Here is a 20,187-nt window from a genome sequence, read left to right as displayed (position 1 = left end):
GCATTAAACAAAATCAAAACCCCAATCTCTCTATATAAAAACTGAGAAACTGGGGTTAAGTTACTTAACAATATTTTCATTTAAAACAAGTAACTAATTAATAATCCTGCTGATAATAAGAAGCCGAAAATCGTATTTGTCATCGCTGTTGATTTCATTGCGATGCGCATATATCCAGGATCCTTTGCCCCTTTTTGGAAACTTTGAATCGCAGAAATTGGCTTTCTCAAACCTAGGAACATAACTAATGCCCAAGGGCTTATATAACCCATTAATACAATTACGGCAATCCATAAATACGCAATGAAAAAGGCTACCGCTAGTGTTACCACAGCTTTCTCTCTCCCAAGGAGGATTACTAATGTCTTTCTTCCACCTTTAATATCTTCTTCGATATCTCGGATGTTATTCGACATATTGATTGCACCTACTAAAATTCCAATTGGAATGGAAATCAATACACTTTCAATCGTTACAGTATTCGTTTGAATAAAGAAAGCAATGAGTACAAAACATGTCCCCATTAACAATCCAGAAACTAGTTCTCCAAATGGAGTGTACGCAATCGGTAATGGACCACCTGTATATAAATAACCAACCGCCATTCCAATTAAACCGATGACGACTAACCACCAGCTGCTATTCATACAAATATAAACTCCAATAATTGCTGCTAAGACATATAATAAAAGCGCAACAGTTAAAACATTTTTTGGTTTCAATCCATGACGGACAATTCCGCCACCGATGCCAACAGAATCAGCGGTATCTAATCCACGTTTGAAATCATAGTACTCATTAAATAAGTTCGTTGCTATTTGCAGTGCTAAACATGCAAGCATCATCGCAATAAATAAAAGCCAATCAATTTTGGCAACATAAAGTGATGCCACTGTCCCTAAAATTACAGGAGAAAACGTCGCCGTTAATGTATGCGGGCGCGTCATCTTCCATATTAATTTAGCGGAACTAATTTCCTTTTCATTCCCCATAACTCTGTTCAATCTCCCTACATTTGAAGTATAAATTACTAGCAGTATCTTTCTATCTATTTCCTGCCACGCATCCATTCATTATAGCAATAAATGATTATCCTTTCTAACAAATCAACTTTTAATAAAGTAAAATTTATAAAATGAAACTTTAATCAGTAGTAACTTCTTATTTTGGTTCACTCGAAACGAATTCAATTGTAAATGGAGCCCCTTCTTCTATCGCTCTTTTCAGTACCTCAAACGGTACGAATGAGACAAGTTCTCCAAAACCATCAAACAATACAGTTTGTATTTTCATTTTTAGAACACCTCATATGTTTTGTTTTATAAATCCCAAAGGAGAAGAAAGGTTATCTACAAATTAATAATGAAGACAACCTCTCTCCCCTTACTCTATAAACCTTCAAATGTTCCTCTAACTGCCTCGCATCTTCTAATACACTTAGCGTTTTCTTCACAAAATTCCAATTCAAACTACCGGATAACCATAACAATGAAGAAAGTCTCTTATAATCATTTGGTGTTACAATATTATGTGCAGTATACCCTTCTAAAAATGAACTAGCAACACTTGAGCATACTTCATGAGACTGTATTCCTTCTATTCGCGAGTACCATTTTATTAAAAAGGCTAGTCCTTCAATACGATCAACATATCCAATTGATTCAAAATCTACAATTCCTTTTACACATTGACTTGAGTCCCATAAAACATTCAAAGGATTTAAATCTGTTTGTACAATAAACTGTAAATTACTCGTATATGCGCACTCTATATGATATGTAGCAAGATTTATGTACTCCCGTAATTCCTTACATGCGCTTACCTTACTTTCTAACATATCAATAAACTGGGCATACCCATCTAAATGAGATTTCTTTTGAAAAATCGAGCTTTGAAATGTACTAGAAATATCATGAATCTTTCTTGCCTTCTTTCCAAACGATTCTGCAATAGATTCTGTGCAGTGTGTAAGATGCTCTCCTTCAATCCAATTAGACAATACAAATCGGTACTGTTCATCATTCCAAGTGACTAATGTAAATGACTCCCCTGACGTATTCTTGTTAATTTGCATAAAAGGAATTCCATGCCCTCGTAAATAATAGGTAAAGCGTACTTGCTCTTTCAATTGTTCATTTGATAACGCTCCAAAAGCTGGATTGATTATTCGATTGCTATTCATAAACCGTGCGGAATATCGCTTTCCATTTACCATGATTTTATAGTGTAAATCTGTATGCCAGCTATTTATATGTAATTCTTCTTCTATTACTAATGAACGGATTTCTGTAAAATAATTCATTAATACATCTTTTATTATGTGCTTCACTTCCTTCTCTCCTTTCATACAAAAAATTAACGTACATGCAATCCATTCTATTCCCCATAACAAAATGTATTTCACTTCATTAAGCATAGCTAGGATATTTCAAATAGGAAATAGAATTATAGAAAATAGTAGATGGGGGGCATATTATTGAAGAGATTAACATTCGGTATAATTGGAGCATTAAGTATCACCTTATTAATTGGATGTACAAGTAATTCAAATGAAACGAAAGCTTCCAATAAAGAAGCATCCACAACAGTGAAAGAAAAAGAAATTGTATATGAAAACGTTATGTTTGAACAAAAAGAAGTGAGAAAACTTGAGATTAGTCCTGTAAATTCAAAAGGGAGTAATAAAATAGTAAATAAAACAAATATGAAAACAATTTTTACAAGTATGGAAAGCGCAGAGAAAAAAACACTCCTTCTAGATCAAGATGCAAAAAACCATATGCATTCAAAAATGAAGGTTACTTATCAAGATAAATCTATACAGGAATTTTTTGTTTGGATAGAATCGGATGGTGACATCGTAATGGCAAAAGCGAGCGATGAAACACACGGTGAAGGTTATGATTTAAGTGAAGATAATTCTAAAAAAATCATTCAGTTTTTCGAAAAGGCATCCCAGTAATAATTACACAATAGATAAAAAGCCGCATTTGCGGCTCATAAACTTATTGAACTAACGCATACCTTACCGTTTAATCGCATCCACAATTAACGATGGGCAACCAAGTTTATCTCCTTGATTTCTAGGATCATATCTTTTTGATCGGAAAATAACGCCATCATTTGCGTCCCATTCTTTGTAATAAAATTGCCCATTTTCATCGCAATATTCCAGTAAAACTACTTCAAATCCAGCTGTTTCAAACATTTTCGTTAATGTTTTATAATTATAAACGATTTTATGGCTTGCAGCTGGATGGTCTTTCGGGCCAGGTCCGCCTACTTGCACTATATTTTGATATGTTTCATCTTGGAAAAATGCATCAGGGACACCGCACCGAATATGGCCTGACGGTTTTAAAAATTTATAACAAATGCTAGCTGCTTTTACCCCTTCTTCAAAAGTAAGGTGCTCCCATACATGCTCTGCTAAAATAGCTGAAATGGAGTTATGTTCAAATCTTTCTTCCCACATTGTTTCAACTAATAAGTTAAGATCATCTTCTTGCGTTTGAATCCAGCCCGGATTGTTATTAAATGCCCCAGCTGCCACTACTACTTTCATTTCGTCTTGTTTTATTACCATTATTTTCACCTCGTATGAATTTTAAGTCATTAGATTTTTCGTAAAATCGGATTTGCATGTCCTTTTCTTACATGTATGAATTAAAAAAACTACTTCTATATTCAACAGATTATTCAAATAGAAAATAATATCCTACATAATTAAAAACATTTGTAAACCCTACATTTTCCACAACTGCAACAGAAGGCTTGTTCAATTCCATACAGTCCCAATATGGAATAATATCATTCTCCAAACAATCTTTTACAAAACTATGCGCTATCTTTTGAGCTAATTTCCTCCCCTGGTAACCCTCTATTGTTTCAATATCTATGCAGTGTATATTTTCAAATACAAACCCTGAAAAACAAACACTCACAATTACATCATCATAAACAATGCAATAACCGATTCCCTCATTGAAAAAACGATCCGATGAAGACCAAAACTCTAAAATTTTTGATTGTAAAAAATCAATATTCTTAAATGCATTATTACTATTTTCATAGAGAGCTTTACTCATTTTCAGCACAGTATATTCCTGTTCAATTTCAGGTTCATGATGATTTTCATAACCCTTTTTTCTTAGCGTATACACTCTTTGATTCCAACTCTTTAAGTTACGGTGCTGAAATATTCTTTCAATTGTTTTGTTCCACTTTGAATGATTTCCGATTCCTTCAAAGCAATCTAGTCCTGCTTTCCTCGCCTCAGGTACTATTACATTATTAATAAAACGATTCAGTTCTTTATTAAACTCTTCATTTTCAGCATCTCCAATAAAGAAGAAGCCATCATTATTACCTAACCAAATGAGTCCCGAATTAGGAGAAGACACGTTATCTACAAATATACGACCAGGATTCACTCCTGCAATTACAGCACGTACCTCTAATTGACCTTGTTCATTCACTAAACTATTACACCTATAAAAACCATTCTTGCTTAGTTCACAGATCATACGTTACACCCCCTGTTTTAAACTGTTCTATTCTAACTTTACCATTTTCACATAATATTCTGTATTATTTTCAAGAGTAGTTTTAAAACGATGCGATAAGTAAATGAAATACATAATAAAAAAGAGCCAATCTCCAACACAATAGAAGATTGACTCTTTCCTTTATTTACTCCCCTGTTTCAGAAAATCGCTTTATACGTTCTCCAATTTCATCGCGAACACGTTGAAATTCAGACCATTCTTTTCCTGCTGGATCATCAAATCCCCAGTGAACACGATTCACATGCGGCGGAGTAGATGGGCATACAGCATCCGCATGACTACAAAGCGTAACGACTAAATCAGCACTATTTAAAATGTTTGCATCAATTATATCTGATGTTTGATTTGTTATGTCGATATTTACTTCGTTCATTGCTTTAATTGCGTTTGGATTCACTCCGTGTGCTTCGATTCCTGCAGAATATACATTCCACTTATCTCCTAAATATTGTTTGCCCCATGCTTCTGCCATTTGGCTTCTGCATGAATTTCCTGTACATAAGAAATAGATTGTCTTTTTATTTTCCATGTTGTTTTCCGCCTTTGTTTTTAAATTATACTGGTTGGTCATTAAAATATTTACGCTTAAACCAAAAAGCGACGTTTACAAGTGCAATCATGACAGGGACTTCAACTAACGGTCCGATAACAGCTGCGAATGCTGCGCCTGAATGAATACCAAACACACCAACCGCTACAGCAATCGCTAACTCAAAGTTATTACTACCTGCTGTAAATGCTAACGTTGTAGTCACCGAATAGTTTGCACCAATGTTTCTTCCCATAAAGAAAGAAACAAAAAACATTACAATAAAATAGATTAATAACGGAATCGCTATTCTTACCACATCTAATGGTACGCTAACAATCATCTCCCCTTTTAAAGAGAACATAATGATGATCGTAAATAGCAATGCAAGTAATGTAAGTGGACTAATTTTCGGTATAAACACCTTTTCATACCACTGTCTTCCTTTTAACTTAACGAGTACAAAGCGTGTCAACATACCTGCTATAAAAGGAATTCCTAAATAGATAAATACTGATTTTGCTACTTCTATCATTGTAATATCGACAATAGCACCTTCAATCCCTAACCATTCTGGAATTACAGTTACAAATACGTATGCATAAACTGAGAAAAAGAGCATTTGGAATACCGAATTAAAAGCAACTAAACCTGCCGCATACTCTTTATCTCCATCGGCAAGATCGTTCCAAACAATGACCATTGCAATACAGCGTGCTAACCCAATCATAATGAGACCAACCATGTATTCTGGTTTATCAGGAAGAAAAATAATTGCTAACACAAACATAAGTACCGGACCAATAATCCAGTTTTGTACTAAAGATAGAACTAACACTTTTACATCTTTAAATACTCGGCCCATTTCCTCATAGCGAACTTTCGCTAATGGTGGATACATCATTACAATTAAACCAACAGCAAGTGGAATAGACGTCGTTCCAACCTGTAATGTATTTAGTCCGTCTACTACACTAGGAAACACAAACCCTAAACCAATCCCAACAGCCATTGCTAGAAAGATCCATAGTGTTAAATATCGGTCTAGAAAGGATAAACGTTTCATTTTATTTTCCAGCTCCTATTAACAACAAGAATTTTTTTCTACTACGGTAGAAGTCGTACAACAAGATGGATCTTCTATTTTATGAACATCACTATCTGCTTTTGTATAAAAGAACTCCCACTCATTACCATCGGGATCCGTTAGCCAAAACTTATCTTGTACTGCATAGCAACAAGTCGTATCCATCTCATCACGCGCGAAGAAACCTTCTTTTTCTAATCGTTCTTTATGCAATGTAATTTCTTCAGCTGTATCCACTTGGAAACCAAAATGATTTACCTGATTTCCCTTCACTTCATCTCGCACGTTCAGCGTGAAATTAAGTCCTGGCGTCTCTAATAAAAATTTTGCATAATCTGTTTTCACTTTAACTGGTGATACACCAAATACCTTTTCATAAAATTCAATAGACTTCTCTAAATTCGTAACGTTTATACCGATGTGAACATATCTCATACCTTATTCCTCCTCTTTATATATCATTAATCAATTTTTTTGATTAATAACTCAAAATTTTAACAGCAACTACCTTTCCCTGTTTTTCTAAAGATACAGCACAATTCTTCTGATAATAAATTATTCACTTCCGCATCATTTAAATCATAATAACTCCACGTACCTTTTGTTTCTTTTACAATTAAACCTGCATCTAATAAAATCTTTAAATGATAGGACAACTTAGATTGCGTCATTTCAAAAACTTCTGTTAAATCACATACACACGTCTGGCCCCGCTGGCAAAGTTCATACATGATTTCTAAACGTTTTTGATCAGCCAACGCTTTAAACTTTTTCTCATAGAGCTGAAAATCTTGTACCACTGTAGTTCACTTCCCTTCATCAACTTTTTTTGATATTTATAGTATATACGCTGATTCGTTCTTTATGCAACTGATTCATCAATTTTTTTTGATTTATAAAAAAAACTTCCTCGCATCATATCTTTTTACAACTTAATAGTTAAAATATTTCCGAGGAATGGAGTCTCTATAACTGTTTTAAATTTTAATTTGACCATTATAGAGTAGTGCCCCATCAAGCTAAGAAAAACAAATACCTCCAAATGAAAAAAATCGATATAACTCTTCAGCAAATAAAAATAACTCTTGTTTTTGGTGCATAATCATAAAAAGCACGTCACCCTTTCTCATTAACATAAGAGAATAGTAACGTGCTTTTCATTTCAAAATAGTCTAAATCCTTAAGTTGATGGTTGTAGGTCGGGACCCCAATAAGAACGGTATCTAAGGTTGCATAAGATGTGTTAGTTCCATTCCAAAGGCCTCAGCCGATGATTAACTCAAGTACCGGTTTCGGATAACTCCCATGTGATGAAGTTCGTGTCCTGCGATGCCGTACGCGAGGGCGCGCGCCGTAATGCTTAGGTTGTTGGCTGTGCCCTTGCGGGTCCACGCCTCCGCCGGTAGCCCGCGCAGCAATGTGATCGTTGATTGCCGTACGGCCCGGTAGTCTTCGGCCAATTGCGCCGTTGTCCAGCTTCCGAAAGGAGGCAGGAACAATTCCTGATCGAAACCGGTCAGAGGCGTCTGGTCCCCTCTTGCGAACCGGAGCAGGCGGTAGGTCATGACGCGTTCCGCGTCTGCAATGTGGCCCACGACTTCTTTCAGCGTCCATTTGCCTTCCGCATACCGATACGCGGCCTGGATTTCGGTCAACGATGCCAGGAGCTCGGTCATTTGCTTTTCCTGGGCGAGCAGAATGTCGATGATGTTACCGTCCGGCACCAAACGGATATATTCGCCGGAGTTCCCAGCGTATTCTTCTTCTGACGGTCTTTGATTCATGCGTAGTCACCTCATTATGTAGATATAGAAAATTATAGCACTCGTCTATGTCTAATAAATTCGCGAAATAATAGAACTTCCCTTCTAATAATTGAGGATAAGCAACTATTTAGTCAGTCGCCACACTATCCTGATTCGTTAGCACAATAAGCAATGCTAATCAATAATGCATAAAAATTAGAAGTTATACAATATTTCAAAGTTATTAATATATATTAGGTTATTCCGAAACATATATAAATACATTTTGTCGAAACTATTAAAAAGGGAGAATTTCTCTAACTGGAGAATTAATAATTGTGTTACCAATATGTAAAAATATCAATTTAAAATTAAAGGAGAACAAAATGGGACAAATAATTGTATCGATGTACCTCTCACTAGATGGTGTCATGGAGGAACCAGCTTGGACTGCTCCATATTTCAATGAAGAAGTAGCAAAGTTTCAATCCGATTTACTGTTTGAAAGTGAAGCGCTTCTACTAGGGCGAGTAACCTATCAAGGTTTTGCAGCTGCCTGGCCTTCTATGACTGATGAAGAGGGTTTTGCTGATAAAATGAACAGCATGCCTAAATTTGTTGCTTCAACAACTTTGGAAAAAACCGAATGGAATGCAAATCTTATCAAAGATAATATTGTAGAAGAAATATCGAAACTGAAGGAACAGCCCGGTCAGAACCTTTTAATTTATGGTAGTGGTGAGCTTATACAGACATTGATGCAACACGACCTCATTGATGAATATCATTTTATGGTCAATCCTGTTATCGTGGGAAGCGGAAAGCATCTCTTTAAAACCGGAAACGATACAAAGGCTTTAAAACTGATCGAAACAAGAACGACCAGTTCAGGTGTCGTTATTCTTTCCTATCAGCCGGAGAAAAAAGAATAATTATTGATAAATTATATAAACAAAAAAACTCATCAGAATAAATCCTGCTGAGTTTTTTTATAAGATAATACATATATTAATTTATAAAAATTAGGGTATTATATTAACCAAAATCAAACAATATATCAATCCTTTTAAAGGGTAAAATAGGGAAAAAGGAGATTCTAAATAATGCCTTTAGAAAACTCTATTTATTACATGGGAGTTGCTATTATTTTAGTAATCATCGGTGCAGGCAGTGTTCGGGGGAATTATACGTATAATTCGGCATACTAACAATCGCAAAAAGCAAGATTCAGTTGAACAAAAATTAGATACGGTTATTCAACTATTAGAAGAACAAAACAAAGATTGACTCTTTCGGATCAGGAAAAGTTAAAAATAACTTTCAATAACGAGAATAATGTAAATAAGCTGTCCATGTGGACAGCTTATTGTTTTTTTGCTTAGCGTGCAAAATTCGCTTCTCGTTGGCGGTACCCCATACCCATCAACTTAAGGGATTTATTAAATAAAAACGTAAGCTTTCTGGTTTGGATTTAAATAGAAACCTGTCAATAAGATTAGGATTGCATTGGAAATGTATCTCTGTTGTTTTTTGTTATATATTTGGACCAGTATACAGTTATGCCAAATCCAATAGTAAGAATTAATCCTGCAAAAATATATGGTAGATTAACATTTATATTAAGTAAAATACCTCCCGTTGCTGGCCCTATTATATTCCCAAGACTTGTATAAGTAGAATTCATCCCTCCGATAAATCCTTGATTTTCTCCAGCTATTTTAGAAAGTAATGTTGTAATTGCTGGTCGAAGTAAATCAAATGCCAAAAAGATGATAAACGTTAAAATCGCGACCATCCAATAATTACCGACAAATGTAGATACAACTATAATTATAGCGGCTATGAATAAGCTATATTTAATGATTCCTTTTTCACCAAATTTTTTTACTAATTTTTCAAAGAACATGATTTGTGCTATTACTCCTAATATGGCGCTTACTGAAATAATTATTGATATATCTTTAGGTGTAAAACCAAACTTTTTATCAACAACAAAGCTAAACATATGTTCATAAGCTGATAAACCACATCCTAAAACAAAAACAAGTAATAGTGGGATAAAATATAAAGGGTGAAAAGATTGTTTAATTTCTTTTAAAAAACTAACTTGTATTTTGTTATCTTGCATTTTAACTCGTTGTTCTTTAGATACAGGTTCTTTCAAAATGAATACTGAAAAACACGCAGCGATACCAGAAATTACTGCTGCAAAAAAGAACGGTGCACGTATGCCAAAATCAGATATAAAGCCACCAATTCCAGGTCCAATAATGAATCCTGTACTAATAGCTGCTGATAAATACCCTAATGCTTTTGCTCTGTTTTCTAATGATGTTGTATCAGCTATAAAAGCAGTGACTGCCGGCATTATACATGCAGCACTAACACCTCCTAGTGCTCTAGAAAGAAATAATACCCATATTTGATTTCCAACTCCAAATAAAAATTCAGAAAAGGAAAATAGAATTAACCCTGCTATGATCATTTTTTTTCGTCCAAATATATCTACCCATATTCCGGCAATAGGAGATGTTAATAGTTGAAAAAATGCAAACATAGCAATTAAATATCCCATAGTGTCAGTGCCTAAATGTAATGCCCTCATATAAGATGGCATTACAGGAACTACAAGACCAATTCCTAAAAATACAATAAATACATTAAATAATGCTAAAACTAAAGCTAAATTTTTCCTATTGTATATACCCATATGACTTTCCTCACCTTATGATTAATTATATATAGACATAAAAAAAGCTTTTTTATGTAATTGTCTTTAGCATAAACCTTAAAGTAACTTTAAGGTCAATACAAAAATTAAAAACGTAAAAATATCTATAAGGCGTACCACCAGATCAGGTTGCCCCAAAACGATAAAATGAACTTCATTGCTATAAAAGACTCAAATTTTTGGTTTTGGAGCATTATAAAATTTTAACTTGATGGTGATGGGGTACCCCCACATGTCCATCAACTTAAGAACTTTCTTTAACCCCAAGTTTAAAAATACGCCATCCTTTTCTATGATTCTATAGAAAGAATAGCGTATTTTTTTATTTTAGGGAGTATTTTGTTTTATTAGCTTAATAACATTGGCTTGCCCCCGTAATTCCAAAATCCCCCAAAATTTTCAGAATAAGTTTTTCGAACCAGAAATATATATTTCTAACTATAAAAACTATGGGAAGATTTATCTGTTTTTCCTTTTTACCTACTTGCTAAATTCAGCAAGTAAAATATTTTTAAAAGGATCAGAAGGACTATAACTAGTTTTATGGCCATTCAAATTGATGGCCAATGTATGCTTGCCTCCAAGTGTGCCTCCAGCAAAAGTAGAAAACCCTGGAGAGGCACCTGCGTGTCCCCATATCGAGACACCGTTTGGAAGTTTAGTTTCATAGATTCCAAGACCATATCTGCCGATTTCAGCAATTCCTGTAGGAACTGTAGTAAGCATTTGTTTTAGTTGCTGTTCCTTCAGTAATTTGCCACTGAGTAAGTAAGAGAAGAATTTGTTTAAATCGTCAGCAGTAGAAATCATATCTCCATCCGAGCTACCTGGGTAGGAATAAGTAACGTCTTTTAGCTCACTTTCTCCGTCATATCTTTCATATCCACGGGCATGTTTGGTACCTGGAATAACAGTTGAATTACCAGGTAGGAATGTATTCGACAATTCGAGCGGTTCAACAATCCGATTTTCAACCTCTTCCGCATAGCTGTTTCCAGTTACTTTTTCAATAAGGATACCCAGTATTACGTATCCTGTGTTTGAATAAGACCAGCCCTTACCTGGAGCAAAGTCTGGTGGAAGAGAAATTCCCATCTTTACTAATTCTTCAGCCGTATACAATTTTTTTGTATCCATAATATCATAGTCTTTTGACTTTAAGTATTCAGCAATCCCACTTGTATGATTCAATATCTGCCGAATCGTAATCTGGTTAGCATCATATCCGTTTCCTTGAATGACGCCAGGCAACCATTTTTCGATGGAGTCATCTAGATTCAAGCGGTTCTCTCCAGCCAATTGAAGTAGAACTGTTGCAATGAATGTCTTCGTCGTACTGCCAATGCGAAAGCGAAAATCTGTTTTCATCGGCTTCTTGGTTCTCAGATCCGCTATCCCGGCGGCATAGCTCCAATTTTTGCCACCCTTAGAAATTTGAGCGAGTATTCCAGGGTATCCAAGTTGGAGTGAATCCCGTATTGCTTTCTTAACGGAAGTACGATCGCTTTGATTACTTGTTTGTAACGAACTAGATACATTTTGCGTGGGTTCTGCTTTTACAATTGAGGCTGGTGTTATGTATAACAGGGAACTTCCAGCTATTAAAAGTGATAGACTTGCACATGTAATTTTACTGCATGTTTTCATAAAGCATCCTCTCCTTTATTTAAATTGTAAAGTTAGTTGCTTGCTGTTTCGTATTAATCACACAGCTATCATCTCCAACAATGACAAAAAAGTCAGAATTAAATTCGTAATTATATTCATAATTATTATTTTTACAAAGGCTATTCTGTCTTAACAAACGGTAAATCCCTTTTCTTCCACATGTATGTTAACCCTAGAAATTACTTCTTTTCTTTGAAACACTCTTATTACTGGTTTGTTTTTTCATATATAAGTCATATCTGTTCCGCCTTTCACACCTCCTTATATTTTTATCCTACACAATGAAAATCTCTTTTTTCTTACCTATTCCTTACAAATTACTTACGTTCAAAATAGCTTCTATAATAGGATAGAAGGAGCATCTGTACCCGAAAGTTCAAAGTATTTTCCAATAAATATATTTATCAAAAAGAAAAACAGGTTTTTTTCGCTTCTATATTTCTTTTTTTCGTTTTGGGGAACAATTAATTCTTAAGTTGATAGCGATGGGGCGGGACCCCAAACAGTACGATTTTATTCCAAAGACACAACGATTTTACTACACACTTTTTATTTATCCCACACTCTCATCTGCTAGTATTACTATTTTTTATTACTAATGTTGCCGTTTCACTCGGATGGCTAAGAGGAAAATGATGGCCATATGGAACAAAATCAACCTTACCAAGATGCGATGGAGCAGAATAGGCTCTGTCATAATCCCCCCAAATAATGTGAAGATTATACTTTGTTACTTCATTGAAATCACCTTGATCGTTTTTCAGGAGTAAACTGTTAAGCTGAACCGTAGTATTTAAAATTCTAGGAGAAGTAAAACTGTTACTTATTTTTTCAATATAATGCTCAGGGATGCTCTCCGTACTTTCAAACAAACCATTACTTAATAAATAACGCCCTATCAAATTAGTAGTTGCTAATTTTAATGTCCATTTGTTCATAAATTGAGGAACATTTAGCGATTTAGCATTTTTTTTAGCAACAGGTGGCTGAAGTAAAGTGATTGAATACTTCTTATCTATGTACTCTTGTACCAATGCTTCCAGAAGAATAAACGCACCGAATGAATGGCCAATTAGATGTGCACCATTCGTAGCTTTCTCCAATAACTTTTTCACTACATTCAAATAGATATCTAGAAGATTTTTCTCTCGTTTAAAAGGAGAACGTCCCAAACCTGGAAGATCCAAAATCCATACAGGTTGACCAGTTTTTTCATGAAGCTCTTGTGCTAAAGGAAATAAATCTTCTCCATCACTGAATAAACCATGTAATAAAATAAACGGTTTACCCTCTCCTTGTAATTGGTAAAGGGTAGTGTTATCGCATAATGTTCGTTTAAATAAATGATTATGCTGGCCATTTTGATACATCATTCGATAATCCAGATCAGCTACTACGGCAGGCAAAAATTTCATTACACTCGTCTTCTTAAACCAATCTCCTCCCATAATTTTTTTCGCTGAAACATTTAGGAAATTTTGTTTTGTAATAAAATTCAATCCATCAGAAGGAATTTTTGTTATTTTACTTACTCCACTATTCATAATTGCTTTCATAAGTGGCATTGGAACAGAGATTTTTGGTGCCCTCATATTCAAACTTTCCGACATAATACTTAATAATTCAGCAATGTTCTGATCGTACTGTTTGTCTTCAACAAGTGTATATGTTTGAATAGTCGGTTGCTCCAATCTGAAAACCTGCACAATAAACTTCGCAAGCTCATCGTTTGAAATAAGTGGTAACCTATATCCCTTACCTCCAGGAATCACTGGCATGAGCCCTCTTCGCATACTCATCACAAGCAAACCTAATCCTGCTATCTGCTCTGTACTCCCTGTTTTACTACTACCGACTACAGTTGGCGGATTAATTACAGAAAGCGGATAACCTACTGCTGATGCCTGCTGACGGATATAGAGATCTGCTAAAAATTTTGTTCTCTCATATGGATTTTTTATTTTCAAATAATTGTTTCCTTCTTGAAACACATCAATTGCAATCTTGCTATTTTTATCATCAAAGGGACTCATATAACCTACAACATGAATAAATTGTTGCAAGCCCTTCAATTGATGAATGCTTTTAGCTAATTCACTAATATGTTTTGCGCCATTTAAAAATACGGAAGCTGCCTCTTTACTTGTCGCTTGAATATCCATGGGGCCTCCTGCGTGAATAATCACATCCGTTTTCAATACCCTCTCCTTATCTTCAGCACTTAGACCTAAATCTATTTTCGTCAAATCACCTTCAATAAAGTGCATAACTGCCTTTTTTAAGATGCCTCTTTCTTGAAAAAGGCGTATTGCTTTATTTTTCGACCTTACTAAAAGAAGAATTTTAACATCCTCTTTGGCTAATTCTTTTACTAATTGCTTTCCAATAAAGCCTGTTCCACCAGTTAAAAATACTGTTCTCATATAAAATCCCCCTTTTAGTACTACTTAGTACTAATTTGATGTAAAAAAAATGCTTCTTTTATCGAAGCAATTTTAAAAAATGATCTGCTGTTTTCGTGATTACAGTTGCATCTTTCAATGTTTCTGAAATAAATAACGCTCCTTCAAGATTTGTAATAAAAAGTGATGCAACCTCATCAATATTAATCGTATTTCTGAATTCTCCATTCTCTACCCCTTGTTTAAGTAATAGAGAAACTTTCTTTTGTAATCCTGTAAAAAAAAGACCTATTTTTTCTTTTATTTGCGTGGCCTGTTTAGGACTTTGAATATAAAGAGTAATAAATGGACAGCTCCCCTTATACTCTCTCGACTGAACTCCTTGTGATAATTGCTTTAAAAACAGTTGGATACGATCTTCAACTAAAAATTGGTTCTGAGAAAGTATGTCATCAATTGCAGATTGATACATTTCAATCCAATAATCAACGACCCCTTCTAATAATACTTCCTTATTAGAAAAGTGATAATACACATTAGACTTTGAAACTTTGCTTACACGTACTAATTCATCCATACTTGTATAAGCAAACCCTTTTTCTAAAAATAATGTTGCAGCTACTTCAATCACACGTTTTTGATTCATTAATTTTACCTTTGTCATAACTAGAACTATATAGTACTAATTTAAATATTGCAAGTATTTATGTTCATTTAGAAAAAAGTTTGATTAAAAAAGTTCCACTAACATTGATTTTACTGCAAAAAATCTTATTTTGAATAAATTTGAACTGAGCCCCGAAATTGTTCATTCACTATCGTCTAATAGGGATCACCATACATGCCCATCAACTTAAGAAAAAGAAATGCCCCAAAAACGAAAAAATGAGCGGCTTCTCAGAATAGCTATCTGTAGAGAAAGAAAATTTTAATTTAGGGGGATATGAAAGTATTAGCTTGATGGCGATGTGGCGGTACCCCATGCCCATCAACTTAAGAATTCAGAATTAACCCAAAACGAAAAAATGAGCTATTTTGCTACAAGTTAGCACAAAATTTCGTTCTGGGGGCATTTACCTTTCTTAGCTTGATAGCGATGGGTGATATCCCTATTTATATAGAATTGAATTTTAACTTCACACTTAATTAGTATTTGCTATTTTTACAAAGCACCTTTAAAACAATTACATTTATATATTAAATTAATATAAAATAGATGCAAGAAATGGAATTTGGGTTACATGCACATAATGTAAATCAATCTACAATATATTCAACTGTGGGTACAGAAAAAAATACTCAAGGCTTCCCTTCTACTCAGGGAAAAGAAGCTACTAATGATTTAGCTATCAAATTTGATATTCGGTCATCAGAAAAAGAAGAAAAACAATCTAGTGTCAAATTTACTGAAATGGATTTATGGAAAATATTAAGAGATAAAGGTGTCCCCTTATGGATTATTATGGAGATGCTAAACAAGTTCCGTGCTGATAAGGAGAAGGAATCAAACTAAACTAAAAATAACTCTCCAACTGATGTTACTAATACTATTGAATTAACTAATGAAACAAGATTAGATATGGTACTGTAGGTTTTTAGTACTGATAGCTCATACTTTTAAAGAAAAAACCTTACAGAAAGATTCTGCAAGTTTTTTTCTCTTATTTGGAGCCGACAAACCAAATAAATTTTAGTGAACATTATTACATCAAAAAGGTTCTTTATCAAAACATGTAGAATTAGCACGTATGCAGGTTTATATAAATGAAGAGGTGATTGTGTTGAATTATTTAACAAAATCAAAAAATTCATCAACAGGTTTGAGAAGGTATTTGGAATTCTATCCGTTAACTTCATTTTTTTTTATGGCATATGTATTCTCGTGGGTTGTATTAATTCCATTTATCTTGTCACAATGGGGTATTTTCCCGAAAACAAAAATGTTTAATCTTTTCTTTTATGCCAATGCATTTGTAGGTCCTATGCTAGCAGCATGTATCATGATCCGAATTCTTGAAGGCAAAGAGTCATGGAAAAAAATTAGAAACAGCATTCTAACTACTAAGGTCGGTTTGAAGTGGTACTTTTTTACCCTCATCGTTATCCCCGCTGCAATGTTTCTGGGTATGGTAATAGTAAATGGAGAGATACCTACTTTCCGTGACCTTAATTTTGAATTTTTTATAACCTATCTCTTCTCTTTTATAGCAATTTTCTTTCTCGGTGGGCCTTTACCCGAGGAAATCGGATGGCGTGGTTTCGCTCTGCCTCGATTACAATCGAAATTTGGACCGTTAAAAGCTACTTTACTACTTAGTGTTTTGTGGACTTTCTGGCATCTTCCACATTTCTTAACGGCTGCACAAAAGGGTGGTCCGGGTTCTGACCTTTCTCTCCTATATATCCATTTGCCAATTTTTATTTTACTATGTTTGCCGATCTCAATCATTCTTACTTGGAGCTATAACTGCAATCACGGTAATTTATTTATTGTTATACTAATTCATGCGAGTATAAATACGTTTAGTTTAGCACAAACTCATTCCACCAACCCTGTTATAAAGAATACGGATATATTTGTAGTGATAGGATTGGGATTTGTCGCTTTACTTATTCTTATTTTCACACGAGGTAATCTGGGGTATAAACAAACTTTTAATGAAGTAGAGTTCAGTAACAATGAAAATATAAGTAAATAGAAACAAAAATCATAGAATAATAGGTTGATGACAATAGTGTACCGCCACACTGCTATCAAGTTAACAATCATATTCTTCTCCAAAACAAAAAACATTATTCTTTATTCAAAGTGAAATATAATTGTTTGCAAAGAGATTCTCCCGATACTTAGTATCATATACCTTGGATAAATTAGACAGAAAAATAGAATCTTTTCAACAGGAAAATAATTTATAGTGGATAAAATATATTTATATTGATTATAATAATGTTTTTTGAATTGTAACTTTAAGGAGGCGTTGTCGATGAGAAAATATTTCTATTTGATTGGGCAAAAAAACAAGAGGATAACGTATCACTAGCCCATAAACTATGTGCTTCCTCTTCAATATTGGAAGGAGAGTTTCAGATTGAATAAGATTTATTTAAAGGCTATTGACAAAAGTAATTGGGAAGAAGCAATTACACTTTCTGTTACAGAAGAACAACAAACATTTATTGCATCCAACCTTTATTCTATCGCAGAAGTTCAATTTCTAGATAATTTCTATGCAAACGGTATTTATCTTGATGAAAAAATGATAGGATTTACTATGTTTGGGATAGATCCTGATGATAATAATTATTGGATTTATAGACTTATGATTGATAAAAAATTTCAAGGGCAAGGCATAGGTAAACAAGCTATACCTCTGGTAATTAATAAGATAAGAAGCAATAATAACCCAAACATTTCTAAAATAATGATTGGATATGCTCCTGAAAACCTTACAGCTAAATTTGTATATAAAAAAGCAGGATTTATTGAAACTGAATTATCATCTTGGGGTGAACAGTTAGCTAAGTATTCCTTATAAGCACTTGAATTTTGTACATTAACTTTTAGACTTATTAAAGAAAAGAGTCTGATATTATAGTAATGCAGATAGGAAATAATTAAACTTTTTTCAAACACGATTTTTTCTATTCTTAATGGTTCTAATATATAAATAAAAAGTAGAAGGAGCCTATCTTAACAGACTCCTCCTTAAAACAATCATTCTATACATGTTAGAAATAAATTCATTTTACTAATAATGAATATTCACCGTTTTTATCATCGAATTTATATACATTTAAATAATATTTACCTGGTTTCGCTGTGAATTTCCCCTTTATAACATTTCCTTCATTTTCACCACAAGCTACATAATTTTGCATGTCTGATTCATGATAAAGTACCCATGTCATCCCAATATTTTGTTCATTTACCACAGAAATATCTACTTCTTTTGGATCTGTAACATTAAACGTATAAACATCTGTTTGATCAGGAGTAATCAGATTTCCTTTTACAAGCGTATTAAACGGGAGTACCTTCTCCTCTTCATGGGATTCACCTGTTTGCGGATCTTGTTTTACAGTAACTTTGTTTGTTCTTTGCTTTCTTTTCCCCTACTATCTTTTACTGTTAGTTCCACAGTGTATGTTCCTTTTTCTCCATATACATAGGTAGGATTTGCTCCTGTACTTGTTGTATCATCTCCAAAGTTCCATAGATAAGAAATAACTTTTTCATTTTCACTTTTTGTACCATCACTATGAAATTGAATCTCTTCATTTACTATCCCGCTGTATGGTCCATTCATATTTACTATAGTATTTGTTTTCAAATTTAGTTTTCGCAATTTTAGTGTATTTGTTAACAAACTCTGTTTTTGCTTCAGTATCTTTCCTTAACAACAAATAAGACGCTAGCCAGATTATGTCGGCGCCTACATTAATTTCCATACACTTAATCAAAATCATTTATCCTCACTTTATTTATTCCTTTGTTTCCATACCCCATTCTCTTTACGATAAGTATTCTTGCCATCCATGAAGTCAACTGTATTACCCGGAATGCTATATTTCTTATTCTTTTTCTTAGCCTTCTTCTTCAGTCTCTTCTCTTCTTGAATAGCTTGCAAATCCGCCTTCCATTGTTTCAACAAATCCTTTTCACGTCGCATCAAATTTGTACCCCTTGGATTAAAATGTGAACTAAATAATTAGATTCTACCTATTTTATTAAGATAAATTACTTTTGAAAATAGAATAAACGTTAACATATTGTCAAGGTCAAATCATTATTGTTGTTATTTTTTAATAACCGAATATCAAATTTGCGTCGCATAATCCTCCACTGGACAATCACATTCGGGACCCTTTAAATAGACTTCATATGGTGGAGCAACTATCAGAATATCTATTATTCTTGCTCCATTCTTCTAGTGCCATATAATCGTAACCTATATCGTCATAACTCCCATGATGTAAGGTAGTAACAATTTGATGCTGATCTAGCTTTTTATCTCCCAATCCCACGATACATTTCCAGTGTTATCATATATAATTGGAATTCTTAATTCAATATCATTGTGGTTCGGAATATACTCTTCATCATAGAAAATGGCAGATGGAGAACCTACTATTTGAAAATCACTCATTTGTACTCTTTTATATAAGAATTAAAATGTTCATCCATATCATTAATATCGATTTGTAATCTTTGCGTTATGACACTTATTTCACTCCTCTTTCTAATTAATATATCGTAGTGTCTACGTTGGAGTGAAATGAGATCTATGTTCCTATTTATCATTTCACTCATTTCAGAAATAATCTGTAAATGTTGTCTCACTTCATGAGATAACTCCATAATTTGCAATTTCATATATTTGATGAGTGAACTTTGGTCTGATGAATGAAGAATTATTTTCATTAAAACACTTTAGAGAAAAATGATAAATACCAAAA

At 33.8% G+C, this 20,187-nt stretch carries 18 protein-coding genes and 5 pseudogenes; 6 read left to right on the top strand and 17 right to left on the bottom strand.

The features are described from left to right. Positions 1-80 precede the first annotated feature (80 nt). From menA to ACQRBL_RS14550, 3 genes and pseudogenes are all read right to left on the bottom strand, one after another. The gene (gene menA, locus ACQRBL_RS14560) at positions 81-992 is read right to left on the bottom strand and encodes a 1,4-dihydroxy-2-naphthoate polyprenyltransferase (protein WP_023522404.1); all 912 of its coding nucleotides are present in this window, start codon (positions 990-992) and stop codon (positions 81-83) included. A 172-nt stretch (positions 993-1,164) separates the two neighbouring features. Then, a pseudogene (locus tag ACQRBL_RS14555) lies at positions 1,165-1,293 on the bottom strand (DJ-1/PfpI family protein); the annotation flags it as partial. A gap of 52 nt (positions 1,294-1,345) precedes the next feature. Beyond that, complete coding sequence (locus ACQRBL_RS14550) at positions 1,346-2,329, bottom strand: phosphotransferase enzyme family protein (RefSeq protein ID WP_023522406.1); 984 nt, start codon at positions 2,327-2,329, stop codon at positions 1,346-1,348. Between the two features lie 147 nt (positions 2,330-2,476). Between ACQRBL_RS14550 and ACQRBL_RS14545 the strand changes: the two genes are divergently transcribed. Next, a complete protein-coding gene (locus ACQRBL_RS14545; protein WP_023522407.1) occupies positions 2,477-2,962 on the top strand; it encodes a hypothetical protein in 486 nt (161 codons plus the stop codon). 63 nt (positions 2,963-3,025) lie between these two features. On the opposite strand, the gene ACQRBL_RS14540 is transcribed toward ACQRBL_RS14545, so the two are convergent. From ACQRBL_RS14540 to ACQRBL_RS14510, 7 genes are all read right to left on the bottom strand, one after another. Continuing rightward, positions 3,026-3,586, bottom strand: coding sequence for a class I SAM-dependent methyltransferase (locus tag ACQRBL_RS14540; protein ID WP_071711700.1), 561 nt, complete (start codon positions 3,584-3,586; stop codon positions 3,026-3,028). Positions 3,587-3,695: 109 nt separating this feature from the next. Next, entirely contained in the window at positions 3,696-4,526 is an 831-nt protein-coding gene (locus tag ACQRBL_RS14535; protein WP_411995973.1) for a GNAT family N-acetyltransferase, read from the bottom strand. A 166-nt stretch (positions 4,527-4,692) separates the two neighbouring features. Continuing rightward, complete coding sequence (gene arsC, locus ACQRBL_RS14530) at positions 4,693-5,097, bottom strand: arsenate reductase (thioredoxin) (protein ID WP_000428353.1); 405 nt, start codon at positions 5,095-5,097, stop codon at positions 4,693-4,695. Between the two features lie 25 nt (positions 5,098-5,122). Beyond that, positions 5,123-6,163, bottom strand: a complete 1,041-nt coding sequence (gene arsB, locus ACQRBL_RS14525; protein WP_411995974.1) for an ACR3 family arsenite efflux transporter — start codon at positions 6,161-6,163, stop codon at positions 5,123-5,125. Between the two features lie 18 nt (positions 6,164-6,181). Next, positions 6,182-6,619 (bottom strand): ArsI/CadI family heavy metal resistance metalloenzyme, encoded by a 438-nt coding sequence (locus tag ACQRBL_RS14520; protein ID WP_097920270.1) that lies wholly within the window; start codon positions 6,617-6,619, stop codon positions 6,182-6,184. A gap of 59 nt (positions 6,620-6,678) precedes the next feature. Continuing rightward, positions 6,679-6,984: an arsenical resistance operon transcriptional regulator ArsR gene (gene arsR / locus ACQRBL_RS14515; RefSeq protein WP_002182884.1), complete on the bottom strand. Its 306-nt coding sequence runs from the start codon at positions 6,982-6,984 to the stop codon at positions 6,679-6,681. A gap of 474 nt (positions 6,985-7,458) precedes the next feature. Next, positions 7,459-7,968 carry a DinB family protein gene (locus ACQRBL_RS14510; protein ID WP_223617914.1) on the bottom strand — a complete coding sequence of 170 codons (510 nt, stop codon included), beginning with the start codon at positions 7,966-7,968 and terminating at the stop codon, positions 7,459-7,461. Between the two features lie 347 nt (positions 7,969-8,315). Between ACQRBL_RS14510 and ACQRBL_RS14505 the strand changes: the two genes are divergently transcribed. After that, a complete protein-coding gene (locus ACQRBL_RS14505) occupies positions 8,316-8,861 on the top strand; it encodes a dihydrofolate reductase family protein (protein ID WP_411995975.1) in 546 nt (181 codons plus the stop codon). Positions 8,862-9,032: 171 nt separating this feature from the next. Then, positions 9,033-9,216: pseudogene (locus tag ACQRBL_RS14500) on the top strand (DUF4083 family protein). A 208-nt stretch (positions 9,217-9,424) separates the two neighbouring features. Here ACQRBL_RS14500 and ACQRBL_RS14495 read toward each other — a convergent pair. The 4 genes from ACQRBL_RS14495 to ACQRBL_RS14480 form a co-directional block, all read right to left on the bottom strand. Further along, positions 9,425-10,639, bottom strand: a complete 1,215-nt coding sequence (locus ACQRBL_RS14495; RefSeq protein ID WP_098519172.1) for an MFS transporter — start codon at positions 10,637-10,639, stop codon at positions 9,425-9,427. Positions 10,640-11,140: 501 nt separating this feature from the next. Then, positions 11,141-12,307 carry a serine hydrolase domain-containing protein gene (locus ACQRBL_RS14490; RefSeq protein WP_000845172.1) on the bottom strand — a complete coding sequence of 389 codons (1,167 nt, stop codon included), beginning with the start codon at positions 12,305-12,307 and terminating at the stop codon, positions 11,141-11,143. A 587-nt stretch (positions 12,308-12,894) separates the two neighbouring features. After that, entirely contained in the window at positions 12,895-14,751 is a 1,857-nt protein-coding gene (locus ACQRBL_RS14485) for an alpha/beta fold hydrolase (RefSeq protein ID WP_098855995.1), read from the bottom strand. A gap of 58 nt (positions 14,752-14,809) precedes the next feature. Further along, positions 14,810-15,376: a TetR/AcrR family transcriptional regulator gene (locus tag ACQRBL_RS14480; protein ID WP_001072312.1), complete on the bottom strand. Its 567-nt coding sequence runs from the start codon at positions 15,374-15,376 to the stop codon at positions 14,810-14,812. Between the two features lie 579 nt (positions 15,377-15,955). Here ACQRBL_RS14480 and ACQRBL_RS14475 point away from each other — a divergent pair. The 3 genes and pseudogenes from ACQRBL_RS14475 to ACQRBL_RS14465 all read left to right on the top strand — a co-directional run bounded on the left by ACQRBL_RS14475 (position 15,956) and on the right by ACQRBL_RS14465 (position 18,266). After that, positions 15,956-16,321 (top strand): annotated as a pseudogene (locus ACQRBL_RS14475) (DUF3914 domain-containing protein). Positions 16,322-16,478: 157 nt separating this feature from the next. Next, positions 16,479-17,429: a CPBP family intramembrane glutamic endopeptidase gene (locus ACQRBL_RS14470; protein ID WP_003270963.1), complete on the top strand. Its 951-nt coding sequence runs from the start codon at positions 16,479-16,481 to the stop codon at positions 17,427-17,429. Positions 17,430-17,819: 390 nt separating this feature from the next. Then, on the top strand, positions 17,820-18,266 hold the full coding sequence (locus tag ACQRBL_RS14465; RefSeq protein ID WP_023522419.1) for a GNAT family N-acetyltransferase: 447 nt from the start codon (positions 17,820-17,822) through the stop codon (positions 18,264-18,266). Between the two features lie 205 nt (positions 18,267-18,471). Here ACQRBL_RS14465 and ACQRBL_RS14460 read toward each other — a convergent pair. From ACQRBL_RS14460 to ACQRBL_RS14450, 3 genes and pseudogenes are all read right to left on the bottom strand, one after another. Continuing rightward, positions 18,472-19,058 (bottom strand): annotated as a pseudogene (locus ACQRBL_RS14460) (PKD domain-containing protein); the annotation flags it as partial. Between the two features lie 150 nt (positions 19,059-19,208). Continuing rightward, entirely contained in the window at positions 19,209-19,400 is a 192-nt protein-coding gene (locus ACQRBL_RS14455) for a hypothetical protein (protein ID WP_001250594.1), read from the bottom strand. Positions 19,401-19,547: 147 nt separating this feature from the next. After that, positions 19,548-20,152 (bottom strand): annotated as a pseudogene (locus ACQRBL_RS14450) (MerR family transcriptional regulator); the annotation flags it as partial. Positions 20,153-20,187 lie beyond the last annotated feature (35 nt).

This window comes from Bacillus sp. AF62, assembly GCF_050312695.1.
Classification (GTDB): Bacteria; Bacillota; Bacilli; order Bacillales; family Bacillaceae_G; genus Bacillus_A; species Bacillus_A cereus.
The sequence above is the reverse complement of the archived record's forward strand: the minus strand, read 5'-3'. Positions and strand labels throughout refer to the sequence as shown.